This is a genomic window from Methanosarcina acetivorans C2A, assembly GCF_000007345.1.
In the GTDB taxonomy this organism is placed as follows: Archaea; Halobacteriota; Methanosarcinia; order Methanosarcinales; family Methanosarcinaceae; genus Methanosarcina; species Methanosarcina acetivorans.
On sequence record NC_003552.1, the window covers coordinates 2,836,946 to 2,854,132 of the forward strand.

At 42.6% G+C, this 17,187-nt stretch carries 18 protein-coding genes; 7 read left to right on the forward strand and 11 right to left on the reverse strand.

The features are described from left to right. Positions 1–374: 374 nt before the first annotated feature. From MA_RS11975 to MA_RS26965, 3 genes are all read left to right on the forward strand, one after another. Complete coding sequence (locus tag MA_RS11975) at positions 375–620, forward strand: hypothetical protein (RefSeq protein ID WP_011022284.1); 246 nt, start codon at positions 375–377, stop codon at positions 618–620. A 508-nt stretch (positions 621–1,128) separates the two neighbouring features. Next, positions 1,129–3,705, forward strand: coding sequence for a helix-hairpin-helix domain-containing protein (locus tag MA_RS11985; protein WP_011022286.1), 2,577 nt, complete (start codon positions 1,129–1,131; stop codon positions 3,703–3,705). Positions 3,706–3,971: 266 nt separating this feature from the next. Then, entirely contained in the window at positions 3,972–4,124 is a 153-nt protein-coding gene (locus MA_RS26965; protein WP_157860201.1) for a hypothetical protein, read from the forward strand. Between the two features lie 29 nt (positions 4,125–4,153). Here the strand turns inward: MA_RS26965 and MA_RS11990 are convergent, their stop codons facing one another. Next, entirely contained in the window at positions 4,154–4,693 is a 540-nt protein-coding gene (locus MA_RS11990; protein WP_048065362.1) for a trypco2 family protein, read from the reverse strand. 40 nt (positions 4,694–4,733) lie between these two features. Continuing rightward, positions 4,734–6,125, reverse strand: a complete 1,392-nt coding sequence (locus tag MA_RS11995; RefSeq protein ID WP_011022288.1) for a tetratricopeptide repeat protein — start codon at positions 6,123–6,125, stop codon at positions 4,734–4,736. 185 nt (positions 6,126–6,310) lie between these two features. Here MA_RS11995 and ade point away from each other — a divergent pair, with 185 nt between their 5' ends. From ade to MA_RS29800, 3 genes are all read left to right on the forward strand, one after another. After that, positions 6,311–7,972, forward strand: a complete 1,662-nt coding sequence (gene ade, locus MA_RS12000; protein WP_011022289.1) for an adenine deaminase — start codon at positions 6,311–6,313, stop codon at positions 7,970–7,972. 145 nt (positions 7,973–8,117) lie between these two features. Continuing rightward, a complete protein-coding gene (locus tag MA_RS12005; protein ID WP_048065363.1) occupies positions 8,118–8,309 on the forward strand; it encodes a hypothetical protein in 192 nt (63 codons plus the stop codon). A 122-nt stretch (positions 8,310–8,431) separates the two neighbouring features. Next, positions 8,432–8,515: a hypothetical protein gene (locus MA_RS29800; RefSeq protein ID WP_157860495.1), complete on the forward strand. Its 84-nt coding sequence runs from the start codon at positions 8,432–8,434 to the stop codon at positions 8,513–8,515. An 89-nt stretch (positions 8,516–8,604) separates the two neighbouring features. Here MA_RS29800 and MA_RS12010 read toward each other — a convergent pair whose 3' ends face one another. The 5 genes from MA_RS12010 to MA_RS12025 form a co-directional block, all read right to left on the reverse strand. Beyond that, positions 8,605–9,186 (reverse strand): DUF2121 domain-containing protein, encoded by a 582-nt coding sequence (locus tag MA_RS12010; RefSeq protein WP_011022290.1) that lies wholly within the window; start codon positions 9,184–9,186, stop codon positions 8,605–8,607. A gap of 31 nt (positions 9,187–9,217) precedes the next feature. Beyond that, positions 9,218–9,400, reverse strand: coding sequence for a hypothetical protein (locus MA_RS12015; protein ID WP_048065364.1), 183 nt, complete (start codon positions 9,398–9,400; stop codon positions 9,218–9,220). A 548-nt stretch (positions 9,401–9,948) separates the two neighbouring features. Beyond that, entirely contained in the window at positions 9,949–10,239 is a 291-nt protein-coding gene (locus tag MA_RS26975) for a hypothetical protein (protein ID WP_011022291.1), read from the reverse strand. A gap of 932 nt (positions 10,240–11,171) precedes the next feature. Further along, positions 11,172–12,719 carry an oligosaccharide flippase family protein gene (locus MA_RS12020; RefSeq protein WP_011022292.1) on the reverse strand — a complete coding sequence of 516 codons (1,548 nt, stop codon included), beginning with the start codon at positions 12,717–12,719 and terminating at the stop codon, positions 11,172–11,174. Between the two features lie 15 nt (positions 12,720–12,734). Continuing rightward, on the reverse strand, positions 12,735–13,193 hold the full coding sequence (locus MA_RS12025) for a hypothetical protein (RefSeq protein ID WP_011022293.1): 459 nt from the start codon (positions 13,191–13,193) through the stop codon (positions 12,735–12,737). Positions 13,194–13,314: 121 nt separating this feature from the next. Here MA_RS12025 and MA_RS26980 point away from each other — a divergent pair, with 121 nt between their 5' ends. Further along, positions 13,315–13,452 (forward strand): hypothetical protein, encoded by a 138-nt coding sequence (locus tag MA_RS26980; protein ID WP_157860202.1) that lies wholly within the window; start codon positions 13,315–13,317, stop codon positions 13,450–13,452. Positions 13,453–14,410: 958 nt separating this feature from the next. On the opposite strand, the gene MA_RS29420 is transcribed toward MA_RS26980, so the two are convergent. The 4 genes from MA_RS29420 to MA_RS12035 all read right to left on the reverse strand — a co-directional run bounded on the left by MA_RS29420 (position 14,411) and on the right by MA_RS12035 (position 16,953). Beyond that, positions 14,411–14,533: a hypothetical protein gene (locus MA_RS29420; protein WP_281085486.1), complete on the reverse strand. Its 123-nt coding sequence runs from the start codon at positions 14,531–14,533 to the stop codon at positions 14,411–14,413. A gap of 36 nt (positions 14,534–14,569) precedes the next feature. Next, positions 14,570–14,746 (reverse strand): PGF-pre-PGF domain-containing protein, encoded by a 177-nt coding sequence (locus MA_RS25505; RefSeq protein ID WP_083755919.1) that lies wholly within the window; start codon positions 14,744–14,746, stop codon positions 14,570–14,572. 278 nt (positions 14,747–15,024) lie between these two features. Beyond that, positions 15,025–15,171 carry a DUF1328 domain-containing protein gene (locus MA_RS25510; protein ID WP_226990838.1) on the reverse strand — a complete coding sequence of 49 codons (147 nt, stop codon included), beginning with the start codon at positions 15,169–15,171 and terminating at the stop codon, positions 15,025–15,027. A gap of 600 nt (positions 15,172–15,771) precedes the next feature. Beyond that, positions 15,772–16,953, reverse strand: coding sequence for a DUF1015 domain-containing protein (locus tag MA_RS12035; protein WP_011022296.1), 1,182 nt, complete (start codon positions 16,951–16,953; stop codon positions 15,772–15,774). Between the last annotated feature and the right edge of the window lie 234 nt (positions 16,954–17,187).

A 17,187-nucleotide genomic window follows, 5' to 3' on the forward strand; every position in this document is an offset into this window, starting at 1 on the left:
TATTTATTACAATGGGAGCGCGGAGGGGCACGAATACCCCGCCCTTCACAGGCTGTCCGACAATTACTGTTAGTAATGAAATAAAATCGTCTCTTGTAGATTGGAACTTTTTGATGAGATTTGTTTTCTATTCCCTATTACTCAAATCTTAAAGTGAAAAGTTCCATTTATTTCCATTTTCCCATCCAATGATCTCGTTTTTATTTAAGCAAATCCATATTTTCTTTGGGTTAACTGCAGTATACACTAAATTAAACTCATTTTTGACTGATTTCAATCCTCTGGTTAAAAATTCTCTAAACCCTAAAATACAGGCCGAATTTGATGATTTAAGAAGGGAAATTGAAGACTTAGATCCAAAACTTAAAGAATAAATGGATAATGTTCAGGACAATTTGGATGAGGTGAGTTCAAATAGTGAAAAAGAAAAACTGAATAAACCTCTAAATAAGTTAGGCCGTTTCCTTAAAGAATTGGATGATCCTAATTCTAATTTTAGCAAGATTATTAAAGGGACTCAAAAAGGCATAGAATATACACAAAAGCTTGACAGAACCTATAACAAATTTGCCCAATGGCTTTCAATGCCTCAGGTTCCAGACTTATTTCTTGGAAAATAATTGTCTGATTTTTAACCCAATTGTCTTATATCTTTCACCTGCCCCGTTTTTCGATAAAAAAACCCTTCTTCTCACCACCGCCGGAGATTGGCCGGATATCCGAACGGGTACTGAGAAGAAAAATTTGAAAGGAATTGAAGGAAACAGAAGCTTAATCCCTTCGGACTCGGAGTCATTTTTACCGCTGTTCACATTAAAATTTCTTAAGCATATCGCGTAGTACTTAATCTTTTTTAATCTTTTTTTGCCCGAATCTTTCAAATATACCTGCTGAAAAACTTTAATAATTTGGAATACTATATATAAAAATACTGGCGGTGTGGAGTCCGGAAAGTGGGAAAAGAAAGCAAAACGGTATGAAATGATTTTCTCAGTGATAACCTTGTTTTCTTGGAGGTTCCACCAAAAAACGTTTAGCAAGCATTGATGGCTGTGGATATTGATTTAGTAGGCAGGGCTGCAAAAAAAGCAGTATATATGAATAGTTAGTAGTGTCGGAAGTGATTCTTTGACAGCTAAAAGAACAGTATCAATAGAAAAGCCCTTAATCGCACTTGAAGATGTGGATCCTGCGGACGAAAAAAAGATCCTTGAGTTTTTGAATACCGTTGAGACCGCAGAGGAGATTGCAAAGACCGTAGAATTTCCTGATGAACCCGATATCGGGATAAAAGTTGCTGAGAAAATACTTGCAAAAAAAAATAAGATCGGAAGTTTCAGTAATCTCAAAGAAGTTATGAATGTTAAGGGAGTGGGTCCAAAGAGATTTACTGAGCTGGTATCCGCCGTTTCAGGCAAATATGAGGTCGCTGAGACGGAGAGGACTTACTTTAAGTACCTGACCGCGATAAACCCCAATTATTTCGGGAACCTGAAAGAAAGTTCATTTAAAGCTGTAAAGGTGATGGCAAATAAGACCACCTACGAAGAACTGAAATGTGTAGGTTTTAACCCCAGGTTCGAACGGGTGGAGGCCGTAATACATATCAAAAAATCTTCCGGTTATGGCGGAAATCTCTGCTCCGGCGGAACCCCCGAATATATCCGCTTCTATGTGGACTGGGACGATACGGACACATGGGAAGACTTAGGGGAGGTCAGCTTCAAGGCTTACAATATATCCGGCGACAAACCCCTGGAATATGCTGTAAGCATCCCTCTTGATGCGAAGAAGAAGTGGTGCATAAAAGAAAACCTTCCGAAAGTACGGGCAATCCTGTCCTGGAGCACCGCTCCTCCTGCTGACACCCCGGATTTTGTACCGGTATGGGGAAACTCACTCGATGCATATATCCAGATAGATGCTCTCAAGTTTGTTCTCACAAAAGATATTCTTGAACTGGAAGCGGTCAGCATTCCGGAGAATATCCTTGAGCTGGTGGACCTTGAGAAAGAAATTACCCTCAAGGAACCCGAAAAGTTGAGTCTGCCAAAACTTCTCCAGCTATACAAAGACAAAGAAGTACCCGGACACAGGTTCGGATTTTCACAGATCAAGAACCTGCTCGGCAAGGATACGCTTTCTCTCGGGCAAAAGGTTGCGGAAAAATCCGGCAAAAATATCATTGCTGCCAGTGCCGTATCCCTGCACGATACCCTGATAGATGCAGGGTTTGAGCTTTCTGTAGTACCTGGCATCATTGAGGGACTCGTTCCGATATCCTCAGGGGACACGACATACGAGGAGCTGAAATGCATCGGCCTGAACACGAACCTGGACGAGCTGGCCGGTGTAATCGAACTCAAGAAGTCAGGCGGCTATTCCGGAGGCCTGTGCACTGCCGGAAGTGAGGAGTATGTGGCTTTCTGGGCAGACTGGGGAGACGGAGCCGGCTGGACATATGTGGGAACCTCAGTGGTGAACGTTCACGACATCAAAAATACCCCTTCGGGGGGACTGCAGTACTCCGTATTTTTGCCCGTGAACCTCACAGGCCGCCGCAAACCCTGCAGTGAGGGAGCAAAAATCGTTAAGATCCGGGCGATCCTTTCCTGGGAAGTGGCACCACCTGCATGGGACCCGAACTATATCCCCAGATGGGGCAACCGCAGGGATACGCTTATACATATACCCCCAGGCCCGACCGTCGAGGAAGGGGACCACACGCCTTACATCTCGGTTGTCGGCAATATGGGGATCGATGACATTGACAGCTCAACAGGGCTTGCTACCGGTACCGGGTTAATGGCTGCTTTCACCGCAAACGAAAGCCCGTTCGGTGGGGTGGTGACCATCTGCGGGCATATTGCATTCCCGCCAAATACCTTCACGGGAAGCGGGATGAGCGCAATACCCCTCAAGTACAGGGTGTTCGTACGCCGCAGCCTTCCGGGCGAACCCTGGCAACAGCTGACCAATTCCTTCAACGTCAAACTCGTAGACCAGGTGGGTTCCAGTTTCACCGGCCCCTATAACCACACACAGAAGCTTGATTCCGATGGGTACTACACATATCTTGAGGACCTGGAAGGAAACGAAAGGCGTTTTGTGGAAGGCTTTGTACTGGCAAAGTGGATTACGAGTGCCCCCATGGACGGGTTGTGGGAGATTTGTATGGAAGCCTTCGACCCCGTGACACTGACAACATATCCGGCGCTGAATGCGGATGGGACTGACCAGATCATAAGGGTTATGATCGATAACACATGGCCGACACCTGACCTGAACATTACCGGGTACACCAGGGACGGAGTTACAAACCCTGCAGAGGGATGCGGAGCGTTCAGACAGGGGGATATCATCCACGGCAGCTACAGTATGAAAAACAACTATATCCGCAGCTTCTACCTCAGGGCCGAACCTTTGGGCCCGGCGGATGGCGGCGAGTTGTGTGTCCAACCAGGCACTACCCCCTGTACGGCAAGTTCGGGCTGGAGCCTGCCTCCCTCGGTAACCCGGGCTTATCCGTCCCCGGTCGTCTCCACCACCGGAGAAGAAGGTATATGGTCACTGAAGACCGAAGAGATGGACCCTTGCGGTTACATAATGAGGTTGCACGGGTCTGACAGGACCATCGTCAACAGCGGCCCCATCGGACATTACAGCGGAAAAAGCGTTGGGTTCTGCCTGTTGAAAAAAAACTGAAGGAGAACAGGGAATGAAAGGGTTTGAGGGCCCCTTCATTTACTTTTTTCCATTTTGAACCTGATCTTTTATGATGAAAACAATAAAAAGACATTTCCTAACTCCTGATAAAGGAGAATACCTTATTGACAGTATTTCCCCAAAAAAACTGCTTCCATGGACGCCCGGGGTGGATCTGATCCAGAATTCAAATCAGCAAGCTATATCAAAACCAATTTTAATTCTACAATTGGGTAATATTTTCTTTTAATTTTTCTTTCATTTGTTTGGATGAGTTAAGCTCTGATTCTGACTATATCAAGGCAATAAGAGGAACTCAAAAAGGCATAGAACAAGCACAAAAGATTGGCAGAACTTATGTCACACTTGCCCAATGGCTTGCAATGCCTCAGGTTCCTGATTTACTTCTTGGAAAATAATATTGTTTGATTTTTCATCTTTACTTTTGTTATCTCAAATTTGTTCCATAATTTGTAGGTGAATCAAACTGAACAGATTCAGCGCTGGTTAGATATAGCTTCAAATTGTTTGTCGTCTCAATTTCCTTCTCTCCTTTAGCAACTATTGAGATTTCACCGCCAGCGTTAACTACAAAATTGAGTTCAACGGAAGCTTTCTGAAGTTTAAACCTGGGAGCATCTACAAGTGCGTTTTTTATCCCCTGTTCTATTCCCATAATTAATTCTACTAAATTATCTTCGATATCTTCCACACCGAAAAGCCGGGTATCATCAACAGGAATCAGGGTAAGTTCTATCGTATGGGTTTCTTCTTTTGAGATGCTTCCTCCAAGCCCAAGATCCAGATCCACAACCGGTACTTTCAGCTCCAGGCCGCCTTCTTTACTATTGAAAGTTTTTAGCTTCAAATCCAGCTTTTCAACTTTAACTCCCAGCTCGGATCTATAAGATTGCTGTTCTACTTCACGGATTGCTTTTTTCACTTTAGATATTATTTTGTCGATTTGAATCCCAACATTTTCAGACACTATCACACCTCTTCTTTGCTCTTATCTACTCTGCTTTACTCTACTCTTCTTTGCTCTTCAGTTTTCCTGACACCCGGATTCTTTCTTTTAATGCTTTGTTGCTGGCAGGATCGATTGCTATTGCTTTATCGAAAAATTCTATTGATTCCTCATATTTGCCAATCCTGGAAAGTGCCAGCCCTTTATTGAACCAGGCATCAACCATTGAGGGTTTGAGTTCTGTTGCTACCTCAAAATATTTTATCGAATCTTCATATTTTTCCTCTATTGCCAAAATTACGCCTCTGTTGTTCCAGGCTTTGGCGTTGAGAGGGTCAATCCTGATGGCTTTATCATAGCAGTTTGCAGCTTCGTCATATCTACTGGCCTGCTCGTAGTAGACACCCATGTTATACCAGTCATCAGATATTGAATTTGAAAATTCGGTTAGTTTCATTCCTGTCAAACCAGCATTATTCACAAGCTTCAGGACTTCATCAAAACACTCGATCGCTTTATCATTTTGAGTAAGGGCCAATAGGGTAATTCCCTTCAAGTACCACGTCTTTACATCAGATTGTTTGATTGCCAGGGCTTTATCAAAGGACAGTATGGCATCGTTATATTTTTTTAAGCCGTACCGGCAGAGAGCTTGATATTTCCAGAGCTGGTGATCCTCAGGATGCAGGTCAGCCGCCTGCTTAAATAAAGCCAGAGCCTGCTCATACATACCCATTTTAAGATGAGCATAACCTTCAAACAAAAAAGTTGGAACAAGAATCGGGCTAAAAGGAGAATAAACAGTAGGATGAACATCTTTTGGGTATACTGGATTTCCGGGCAGTCCGACTACTATTATTGATTCATGACAATCTGCCGGAAAATTTGCTCCGGCTGCAACAAGGACTGAGATTCCATTTTCAATCGCCTGAGTGATAGCTTTGCATACATTTTTTACGGCTTCCGAACATCCAGGGTAGTTGCTGATGTCTTCTTTTCTTTTTTCCATACCAACCGAGAGATTAATTATTCTTGCCCCGCTGTCTATTGCCCAGTTTACGCCCCGTGCAATTCTATTTATATATTCGGATAAAGGCACATCATCATTTTCATAGACCTTACCAATCAAAATTGATGCATCAGGAGCAGTCATTGCAAGATTCAAAGCAACTGCAGTGCCATGTCCTTCTCTGTCCTGAAACCCGTGACCTGTAAAATCTTCGATTGCATCCATCCGGTCTTTTAAATATGGGTGATCAGTGAGAACCCCACTGTCCAGGATAGCACATTTTGTGTTTTTACCCGTATAAGCTGACTGATGGAGTTTATTCACATCATCTTTTCCCTGAAAAATTGGAACATAATAAATGTCTTTTTTCTCGTCAAAAATATCGCTAATTTTTAGCTCATGAGCTCCAAAAAGCCTTACTCGGGGAACATCCTGTTCAGGCATAAATTTTCCACCTCGCGCCTCTATGTAAAAAACTCGAAGATATCTTATAAATATGTCTAAATTTTACATACAGCAAAGTATTTGATATTGAAGCAAAACAAGAGATAACACCTTTATTTCTGAGTAATATTCTATATTCTGGCTTTTTGGAAATATTTATACATCTGAGAGTAAAATAAATCCGCATGAAAAAGTACCTGGGGATTATTGTCGATGCCGTTTCCAGGCGGCAGTTCAAAGGCGAGATTACCGTTGAAAACGGAAAGATCCTGCGTGTTGAAGAAAAGGAACACGATCATGAGCGGTACATCCTGCCCGGGCTTGTTGACGCCCATGTGCATATAGAGAGTTCCATGACCGTGCCCTCGGTTTTTGCCCGGATGGCTGTTGCAAAAGGGACGGTTGCCGTGGTCAGCGATCCTCATGAGATTGCAAACGTTATGGGGGAAGAGGGTATTGATTTCATGCTTGGGGATTCGAAAAGATCCCCTCTGAAAGTCTTTTTTGGGGTACCCTCCTGTGTGCCGGCAACTCCATTCGAATCCGCAGGATCAGTCCTTGATGCGGAGGCTGTTGACCGCCTGCTGGCAAGAGAGGACCTGTATTACCTTTCCGAGATGATGAATTTCCCTGGTGTGGTTCTGGGATTCCCCGATGTAATGGCAAAACTGGAGTCCGCAAAAAAGTGTGGCAAAGTGATCGATGGACACGCGCCTGGCCTAAGGGGAGCCGACCTCGAGACATACATCGGGGTAGGGATTTCCACAGACCATGAATCTTTTACTTACGAAGAAGCAGTTGAAAAAATAAAACTCGGGATGAAAATCCTTATCCGGGAAGGGAGTTCAGCCCGAAATTTCGAAACCCTGTACAGCCTGATAGATGAATATCCCGAAGCGGTCATGCTCTGCACCGACGACTCTCACCCCGATACCCTGATCTATGAGGGGCATATCGACAAGCTGATCCGGCGCGGGCAGGAAAAGGGACTTGATATCTTTAACCTTATCAGGGCAGCGGTGATCAACCCGGTAGAGCATTACGGGCTCAATGTCGGGCTGCTGCGTGAAGGTGACCCTGCGGATTTCATCACCGTGGACGACCTGAAGTCCTTCAACGTGCTGAGTACCTTCATCGACGGAGAATGTGTTTACGAGAACGGAAAGGTTCTTTTCCCTATGAAAAAAGTTCCTGCAAAAAACGTGTTCAACCGAAATAAAATTTCAATCGATGCTGCAAAACTGGCTGTGCCGGCAGAGGAAACCGGGGACAGAAAGGAAGGAATGCGAAAAATCAGGGTGATAGTTGCCCGGGACGGAGAACTGGTTACAGGCCAGGAGCTGGCTTTTCCAAAAGTAGAAAACGGTAACATGGTTTCGGATCCGGAGAAGGATATCCTGAAAATGGTTGTCCTGAGCAGGTACGCAGATGACCCTGTCCAGATCGGTTTCATAAAGAACATAGGCCTGAAGGAAGGAGCTATTGCAAGCAGCATTGCCCACGACAGCCACAACATTATTGCAGTTGGAGCCACTGATAAAGATATAGTTGAAGCTGTCAACCGGCTAGTGGAAAATAAAGGAGGAATCGTTGTAGGCACCGCAGAAAACCTTCTTGATCTTCCGCTTGAGGTTGCAGGCCTTATGAGCACCCTTGATGGGGTCGAGGTCGCTTCCAGGTATCGGCTGCTGAACGAAGAAGCCAGGAAACTCGGAACTTCGCTTGAGTCGCCTTTTATGACCCTTGCGTTTATGTCGCTTCTGGTAATTCCCGAGCTTAAACTTGGAGACAAAGGACTGTTTGATGTGACAAAATTCGAATTTGTCGAGCTTTTTGCAGAGGAATAAGACAAAAAAACAGTCAGTAGAGATTTCCTCTGCACTTTTTTGATTTTTATCTAATCATCGTTTTAATATTAAACTGATTTTTCTATTGACTGTTTGATTATATTAATAAATGATGAGGTGCAATAATAAATTGGAGTGAATTATTATGTCTAAAAGCATTAAAGTAGCGGGTTTACTTTTAGCAATAGCAGGACTTGCTTATGCTGTGAAACAGATCAGGGAGAAAAAGATACAGCGTTCTGGTTGGCACAAAATAAAAGTCGAAGAAAAAGAAGAACGAGGAGAAGGAGAAGAAAGAACTGGTTCAAGATATGGTTCCAATCCGGTCAAATATTAAATGGAATCTATTTCTGTCTGATCATTCCCATAAGTCTGACTATAGTTCGTAATGCAGTTGATCTATGATTTTAGTTTTACTGCTATGTTCTATGCATTCAGAACTTATCCTAAAAGTCAATAATGACACGCTGTAAGACTACAATATCTATTCCATGTGTACATCCCTGTGCGCATGCCTATTGTAAAAACTGCATTCGGTCATAATATTTTTTGGATAACTCTAAGTTATGGAACAACGCAAGCTATAATAATTAGAAATACGATTATACTTTTTCTTTTTTCCCGATATTTTTTCAGGTTCCTCCGTCCTTTTCCACAAGTTTTAAAACATCAACATTCGATGAGGTTTGGACGATAACAAACTGCTTGCTCACGGACGCTGTTTTCTTTGCTGCGGTCTCCATACAGAGCATGAGGACCTTCACTGCGTCCTGAAGTTTGCTCTTTTTCGTCCAGTTATCCTTGAAACACTTGTTAGCGACCTGCTTTGTAAACTCATTTCCGAAAGCTATGAAATTGCTGCCCTTCCCCTGTGAGGTAAGCGTAAGTTCTGAGTCCCTGAGTTCGGCAATTGCATAGCTGCCTGCTGATGCGTACAGCCTCCTTTTTTTAACGATCCCTCTTTCAACCGAGGAAACTTCTCCTACCAGGATGCCGTTTCTCTCCGAGACTTTGTTCTTGCAGTCCGTGACCGTTATTTTGACCCCTGCCTCCTCTGCCTTTCTTGCCAGTTCCTCGTCCGTAACTATTGCACCGTTGTATAGCTCTTTTTCAAGTTTTTCCCTGTCGGGCTTTTCCCCTTCGAAAGTTATTTCCCTCATGTCTCCGGCCATGACTGCACCGTTCTTTCCGATAAAAGCAATAACCAGTGTCATTTTGTTTGCTCCATAACATGTTTTAAAGGAATCATCTGTCTTTAAAGTACCTATTTCTTATTACATTTCTTATTGCTTTAGCTCTATAGAGGGGTTTCAGGTGATGTAAATTTGTTTTAAATCTTTTTTTCCACAAATCCATTTCTGCCTGGTCACCGATAGATAAGATCTTGTTCTCCAGCCCGCTGAAAGTCATATTTCCTGTTTTCTCCATAGCTTGCAGGACTCTAATCGGCCTGTTTCCAGGTAAAAAAGTACTAAAGCTACATCCCTGTTTTTGTGAAAAATACTTTCCTTAACCCCGAAAACTGAATTTTAATTTACGATGATATCGGATATCTCCGCCAGCATGTCTGGCGGCCCTGTAAAAAAAGCAGAAATAGAGTAAACGAAGCAGCAAGTCAACTTTTTTCTGTTGACTATTACAGGTTAGTTACTTACAGTGTAGTTAGTCTTTTCTGCCTGCTGGCCTTTCCTTTCTTTCTCCTCTTTTTTGTCGCTTTGGGCAAGCTGCTCTCCTGCGTCGAGCGGGAAAGAAAAACATTATAGAACGAACGACATCGTATGGGTTGAAAGAAATCTATAAATTTGTCCTCCTGAACGGAGCGAAATGAACATTTAATTCTTTACTCGAAAACAGCAACTGCGTGTTATTGGCTCGATAAGCCTAAGTTCTATAAAAACAGGAAAATAGATGAAAACCCATGAAGTTCCGATTTTACCTTTCTTTCGCTTCACGGCATCGGTTTGGCTTTTCTTCGATCAATATGTGACTTCAATTGAGTTTCCTTCTCTATCAGTCGCCTTTATTCTTATTAATAGAGGTAAATAAAAGTTTACAGGTTGATGCATTACAGAATCATAATTTTTATTTTGGCAGGTCTCGGTTTCAGAAGTGTTATTTTCAGTAAATGCTGCCTTTTTTCTCTCCAAAGACGGTCTTTTCGGGCTCATTTCCGGAAAAGAGTGTCTTCTTGAGATACGTATTACCCTCATACAGGTTACACGCCTCACTTTTTTTCTTCTATTTCTATGAAAAACATTTCCTATCATGAGTCCCCACTCTTCTTTACTCTCTTATTTTTCTACCTGATAATTTTGTAAATTTTTTACTACTGATATATACTCTCTCACTACATATATCTTTTTTGATTTTTCGACAGATTTGACTTTGAAAGCAACTGTTTTATTATTTTACTATTGATTTTTTAATCCGGACTGCTGTAAGGTTTCCTGAAGTTTTTTTCTCTGAGATCAAAGTAAAAGAACGGGGGTAGTTTGTGTAGAAGCTAGAAAGTTTCGGAGAAAAGCAAGGAGACATTGCCTGAAATAAATTGCCTGAAAACATTGCCTGAAAAACTCTCAAAAATAGTTTTCTGGGCTGAATATCTGTAAATTCTGCCCATAGAAACTTTTAATTCCTCCGGCGCACAGTCCGAAGAAAATCGCTGTGGTACTTGCGATGATACTTATTAGGAGGATATAGGCAAGAATCACGCTTGTAAGGATTGTTACTCCAATTCCCAGCTTTGTTATGGAAATCGTTTTGCCGGCTAATCATATAGTCGTCTATGTCTTTCGTTTTTTGTATCCCGCCCATCCCACGGAAGATATAACCATCAAATAGACCAGAGACACCATTCTGATGACATGAGGGCTTATAACCATTATTTCAGACCTCTTCTTTAGCCCCGACGTTCCATTTCAGTATGCCATAGACAATGCATCCGAAAGCGCTAACAAAAACACAGGATATATGCAATCCAGATCTGGGATCATTAATTCCAAGCATTTTTTATCTCCGGGTGGATCAATGGATCAATTCGTAATCCTTGATAATTTGTAGTACGTTAACAAATAACATAAACTAAGCTTTCGTGGCAAAAAAATTAATAAGTTCAAAATAAAGAAAAGAAGAGATAGCCGGTTCTCTTGAAACTTCGGGAAAAGCTCTTCTTTACATTTTAAGACTTATAGTTTAAGACTTACAGTTTAAGACCAGGAGTTTTGAGGGCCTGCGAGAGAAGCGTACTCATATTCTGCACAATTGTTTTTTTGATGCCGTTTACCATATCCATTTCAGTCTCATCGAGTACTTTTGCATACCGAATGGCAGCGAAGTACACAACCATAAAGGCTGCATATTCCCAGCTTGCCCCTGACAGCGGAAGCATTTCTCTTGCTGCAAGCATACCCACAACCAGTAAGGTCCCTATAAGGGTTAACCTTCTGTACATCGGAGTAAACGGGTGCATGTGCTGCGACCTCCAGGCTCTCAGGGTCATTAAGACCTCTATGGATGAAAAGGATACGGAAGATGCTGCTGCTGCCCCTATCATCCCGTACTGGGGTATGAGTATGAAGTTAAGTACGGCATTGATCCCGGCACTTGCAACCGAACACTTCATCAGGAAATCGGAGTCTCCGGATGCCATTATGGTGTGGTAGTTAAACCCGAAATACGAGTTTGTCACAAACCCCAGGGCAAGGATGCGCAGGACTGTGGCCCCGCCTGCATAGTCTGCTCCATAGATTTTTGTCAGGATAAAATCCGGATATGCGAACATCAGGGCAAAGACCGGGAAAGTGAGCAGGAAGCACCACTTCGTCATTATCGCGTAAATCGAACCAAGGGGCTCGGTCCGGTTTTCTCCCCAGAGCTTTGAGGTTACGGGGATGTAAACGAAGCCCATGGAGCTGATTATCAGGGTCAGAAATCCGACAAGAGGATATACTGCACTGTAAACTCCAACGACTTCGGCGGATTTGAAATAACCGAGCATTATGGTGTCGGTCCAGGTCATTAGGTTGAGCAGGGTCGCGCTTATTAACAGAGGAAATGAGTACCGGATCAGCTTTTTTGTGGGCTCGCTGAATTTGAGTTTCCATTCCGGCTTGATCGGAGGCCTCTTTATGAAGTAAACTGACATCACGCCGAAGGTAAAGACCATTGAAAGCAGGTCTGCAAGCACGACTCCTTTCAGAGATACCCCGAGGAACACGGCAGCTGAAGCAAACCCGAGCAGGGATACCGGCCTTACGATGTTATAGAAGTACATGTTGACACTTGTGCGGTCAAAGCCTCTGTAGATCGCCACTGATAGGTTCAGGAGTATGGTGAACGGGATAGCAAAAATCATTATCCTGACAACGGATAAGATTTTGCCCTGTATGTCAAACCCTTCTCCGGCCAGCCGTTCGAACAGTAGGGGTGAGACCAGCATGGCAAGCATCCCGGCAATAAGTCCCATCAATATAGCCGAGATAATCAATTCGGGAATATTGTGCTCCTCTTGCCTGCCTCTGAAGTAGGCAATGTACCTTGGCACCCCTTCATGGAGTCCAAGCGTTGCCACGGCGCCTGTGATGGAGATCACTGTAAGGGCAAGAGAATAGGTGCCGAAATCCGCTGGTGAGAGATATGAAGTGAGCACTCCTTTAATTATGATGTCAAGCAGCATTCCAATAAGTGTGCCTGTCAGGATAACTCCGGAACCTGCCACTATCCGGTTGACTGATTCGTTAACTGACATGAGAATTCCCGTCCCTTAATATCTAACTTCGGGGGCTTTTGGGAAAGCACAGAGAGCTGTTGCCCTGCCAGTTACGATTGAAGGACTTTCGGTCGACCGAACTAAGTAAAAAGGGCTTCTTTCTGCAGGCTGCAGGAAATTAAAGCCCGATTCTTCAACCCTGCATGTCTTCCAGGATTTCTTCCAGGATATGGAGTTGAGATTTGGCGGAGTGAGATGAACAGCAGGGAGATTATTGATAGGAAGATACGTATTGGGTTGGATCGGAGGTTTGGTGACCGAAGGTTTGGACTGGATGGAAAGTTTCATTTCAGGGATCAGGGTTTCAAAGTTTGCTGTTTTAAACTCCTTTAAACAGCTGCAAATCCTAAACACGCCGTGGTGTCTGTCTTTTTGCTTGATTCCCTGTCCGCCTGTTCTACGCTGAATTTTCGAGACAGGGTCTAAATAGGTTTTCTCTTTAACAATCGACATGGGTTTCTACGACCTTCTGAGTTGGATTGATTTTGGTCTTCGATTGTATCCGGGGATGAAGTCCAGGTAGGGTATGATCGAATCGAGGTTTGTGTTCCCCTTTGAATTTTGCAGGGAATGAGTGTCTGAGTACCCGGTGGAAGCTGGACTTTCTGGCAGTACCCGGGGAATTGTGGGTTGGATTTTTCTCGGGTACTGTCCCGTAGGCTGGATCGTGATAGGGTCCCGATTTGTTAAAGTAAACCGGGATGGTTTTTGACTCTGAACCAAATTTATGGTAGGATTCTGACAAGATTCTATAGGGTTCTGTCAGATTCTCTGCCGATTCCGAATCTTTTAGGGTTGGGTTTTTGAGGACTGCTGCATATTTTCGCACAATGGTTGTTCAGGAAATTCTCAAATCATCGGAACAAGGCATTCTGAACAATGCATTTCCAACAAGGCATTCGCAATCTGTTAGATGGCGAATGGCTTATGAAAGGCAGCAGGATATTTTTTATAATTTTGATATATTTTTTCTTAAAACCGGAGAAATCTCAACTCATTAAATTTCATTGAATGTTTCTCCAAATTTTATTAGGTGTACCTTCTTGACTAAATATATAAACGTTTTGGGTTGATTGTTTAATTATCATTATCGGGTTAAACTGCTGCCTGAAGAAAAACTCATTTATAATGTCCTTCTCGAAAGGTCTGGCAGAGGGCTGGTTCTAAAGGTATAAGCCCGGGATTTTAAGATGTATTTTGGAGCAATATCATGGTCTTGTTTATGGAAATAAGCCACAAAAACCCTGGTTCAAAACCAGAAAATCAGATTTGCCTTTTTCGGACATCTCTAAACTTGTTCGTTATGTAAGGAGCTTTCGTATACAAGAGGCATTTTTTTGTAGCTCTTTCAATTTACATACGGATGAAAGAGGCTTCTTTTTGAGGGTAAATTTGAGCAGTAAAACCGTAAAAATATCATAATTTATCATTATAATTATTCTTTTAACCTTATACTAAAATTTACCAGACAGTATTTCCTTTCTCAGCTAATATAAAAAAGAGTGCAAAAAAGGATTTTCAGGCAGGAAAATGCCCGAAAATGTAAAAGCTGGAAGAAAGTTTCAGCCATTCTTTCAGGTTATCAGCCATTTCTTAGTCGTCACCATTCTTTCAGGCTATCAGCTATTCTTTAGGCCATTATCATTCTTCCAGGCCAATGCGGACTTAATTCATTTTCCAAGCAGGTTGGCCATTTTAGAGAGAATTGTAGAGCCATTTCCGCCTGTACTTTTTCCCTGCCCGGAAATCCGTTCAGCCGCCGTGCCTGCGCCCTCCGCATCCTGAAGGTTCACCGAATGTGTTTCCGGTCCGCCCAGTTCGATTACATTTTAGGCAGAGCTACTCACATTGCCGGGCATTGCAAAGAAGGAAAAAACTGGAGTTTCGGATGTGAAATACATAAATTCATCATCGTCTCCTAATAATTTAATTGGTAGCTGTTCCCAGGCTTCATCGTCGAACCTGTTCAGGGCTATGGAAGGACTGCCTATTCCTTTTTCCTGCATCCAGGCTTTTCAACCTTGAAGTCGATTACAGGGTTTTCAATGTTTTTTTCAGTTGCATGCCCGCTTCTGTGCAGTCATAAAAGTTAATTTATTCATACAGTATTTTCAGGCTTTTTAGACTAAGTAAAGCTACGATTTAATTTCTTCATCTCCCATTCTGATGATAAAAAAGAAAGGTGGACACAAAACCGTTTATGTCCATCTCTTAGTTGACAGCCGGGAAGAGCTTAAAGCCGTTCCCGTAAATTATCTTAACTCTGCAGCGATATGGGATGCCGTCACAAGAATAGCGAAATTATCGCAAGTACAATAAAGATTATAACAAGCCACTTTGCGATATTCATGGATAAGCCAGCAATCCCCCTTGCACCAAAAATATATGCAATCAGCGCCAGGATTAAAAATACTATTGCAAGTCCAATCAAATCTGGTATATTTTATTCCCCCTCTGGTTGTTTAACCACTAAATTTATATTTAGATTAGAGGTATTTATAATTTAACAGTCGAATTAAATGACTTTTAAATAAGCTGGAATATTTTTGTTCATTTTTATTCCTTTTTTGGAATAAATTTACGGTATTAACATAAAAAATAATTAATCCCTGTTCAATGTCAGTAAAAAAAAGTTATTCACCCCTGATTATATAGCTTAACAATACCGGACTTTGACTATACTGGACTCTGACAGTATCACGCTCTGATAGTTTTTAATGCTGATAATTTTTCAAATGTCCGCGGATTTTAATAGAAAACAATTTGTAACTGTTTGCCTTTGTAAGCCAGATCCGGGTAAATTAGTTAGCAAGAAAAAATTGAAAAATCAGTCAATTTTCGTAGATATGTTTCTCTAATTTCAAAACTATTCTTCGAATTAAGAGATATCACTTTTACATTATTCCGCGTTCTCCGCAGAACCTGGTAACAATGGATACTTTGTTCCGCAGTTCGGACATTTCTTAAGAGCAGTTGAACTTCGCAAGTGACTGAAAAAAGAGAAAAATGGATGAAAAAGCTGCCGGAAGAATTACTGCGTAATCCTTCTGGCTTCAATATAGTACCTTTTCTCGTTTTCCTTTCCAAGGGAAAAGGATTTTCTCGGGAGAATTCCCTTCTTTTTTATGAGAGCAAAGAATTCGCTTCTCTTTAAGGCCGGGAGGAAAAAGCCAACACTTTCGGGCTCTTTACCGAGTTTCTCAACTACCTCTGGGTCGTGTTCATATTCGACAGGATAAGCGTCAATAACCTCGTCAAGAGTCTCGACCTCCAGGTCGTGTTTCGGGTTATCAAATATCAGAAAGCCCCGCCTATCTTTTGTTATAAAGCCAATTGAGTGGTTAGTATCTGAAGGCCAGATTGAATCCCGGGCTGAAGATTCTACAATCCTTGCATTGAACTTTTGTAGCAGTTCTTCAGGATCGACCCCTCGTACAAGCCTGTGAATAGGCTCAAAGGTAAGTCCCGGGTCATGGAGGTTTACAAGCTCGACAAGGGCATATCTGGCCGGGTAGTTATCCGGTACCGTTCCCTTAATTTTCTCCCAGAAACTCTTTGCTGCAGCAAGGCTGTGGTTTCCGTCCCCGACAAGGAGAGTTCCAAGCGCCTGAATTCTCTCGGAAATCCTCTCAATTGTCTTTTTGTCGCTGATCTTAAAGCCTCTGATATGACCGCCATCTTCCATCAGGTCAAAATCATAAACTTTATTTTCCTCATAAACCGGATTAGCTGTACTTCCGGGAAGAACGGAAAAGTCCGGGTCATCATATAAAACAAGGACGTGTGTAAGTTCGAGTTCGGCATTTTCTCTTATCAGAACCCTTGCAGGAAGCCTTTCTTTGATTGTTTTTTCAGTTGGCCTGACGAAGGATTCGGATCCGTCATACTCATATCCTTCCAGATCGATTGCGACAACAAGCCCTGTCCTTTCGCTCCCCGGGACAGCACGCTTTACAAGAATAAAGCAGGGACCGTGATCAACAAGAAAAGTCCTGTAATTGCGCATCGCTTCATGAATCTTATTTACTCTATTTTCATCTAAAGGGAGATAGATTTCAGGATAAATCAAATTGAGAGTGGAAGGGGTATCTCCAACAAATTCTTCTACTCTTGTCCAGTACTCCATATCCTGAGTATGCTGGTCACAGGCAATCACTGCCCATTCTTTCCAGTTAGCCTCTGGAAGAAGAATGTGAGGAACGTGCAATATCATGGTTAATAAAAAAATAGAGAGGAGATATAAAGATTTCTAAACTCTTTATCTGAAAACTTCTCCGGGCAGATGCTCTAAGTAGAGAGTCCTGACTCAAATCCCGGGTATAGCTAGTGTTTCTGTTTCCATTTGCCGCACACGGACGGGTTCAGATGGCGTGAAGGCTGTGAAATATGATGGATTTTCTACTCAAATTGCCCCGGAAAAAACAAAAGATTCTCATTACTCCTCAAC

Excerpts from the sequence above, each read along its gene's own strand:
- MA_RS11975 (WP_011022284.1), top strand. The coding sequence starts at position 375 with ATGGATAATGTTCAGGACAATTTGGATGAGGTGAGTTCAAATAGTGAA.
- MA_RS12005 (WP_048065363.1), top strand. The coding sequence starts at position 8,118 with ATGTCTAAAAGCATTAAAGTAGCGGGTTTACTTTTAGCAATAGCAGGA.
- MA_RS12025 (WP_011022293.1), bottom strand. The coding sequence starts at position 13,193 with ATGTCGATTGTTAAAGAGAAAACCTATTTAGACCCTGTCTCGAAAATT.
- MA_RS12020 (WP_011022292.1), bottom strand. The coding sequence starts at position 12,719 with ATGTCAGTTAACGAATCAGTCAACCGGATAGTGGCAGGTTCCGGAGTT.
- MA_RS26975 (WP_011022291.1), bottom strand. The coding sequence starts at position 10,239 with ATGATAGGAAATGTTTTTCATAGAAATAGAAGAAAAAAAGTGAGGCGT.
- ade (WP_011022289.1), top strand. The coding sequence starts at position 6,311 with ATGAAAAAGTACCTGGGGATTATTGTCGATGCCGTTTCCAGGCGGCAG.
- MA_RS12015 (WP_048065364.1), bottom strand. The coding sequence starts at position 9,400 with ATGGAGAAAACAGGAAATATGACTTTCAGCGGGCTGGAGAACAAGATC.
- MA_RS25505 (WP_083755919.1), bottom strand. The coding sequence starts at position 14,746 with ATGCAGGAAAAAGGAATAGGCAGTCCTTCCATAGCCCTGAACAGGTTC.
- MA_RS11995 (WP_011022288.1), bottom strand. The coding sequence starts at position 6,125 with ATGCCTGAACAGGATGTTCCCCGAGTAAGGCTTTTTGGAGCTCATGAG.
- MA_RS29800 (WP_157860495.1), top strand. The coding sequence starts at position 8,432 with ATGACACGCTGTAAGACTACAATATCTATTCCATGTGTACATCCCTGT.
- MA_RS12035 (WP_011022296.1), bottom strand. The coding sequence starts at position 16,953 with ATGATATTGCACGTTCCTCACATTCTTCTTCCAGAGGCTAACTGGAAA.
- MA_RS12010 (WP_011022290.1), bottom strand. The coding sequence starts at position 9,186 with ATGACACTGGTTATTGCTTTTATCGGAAAGAACGGTGCAGTCATGGCC.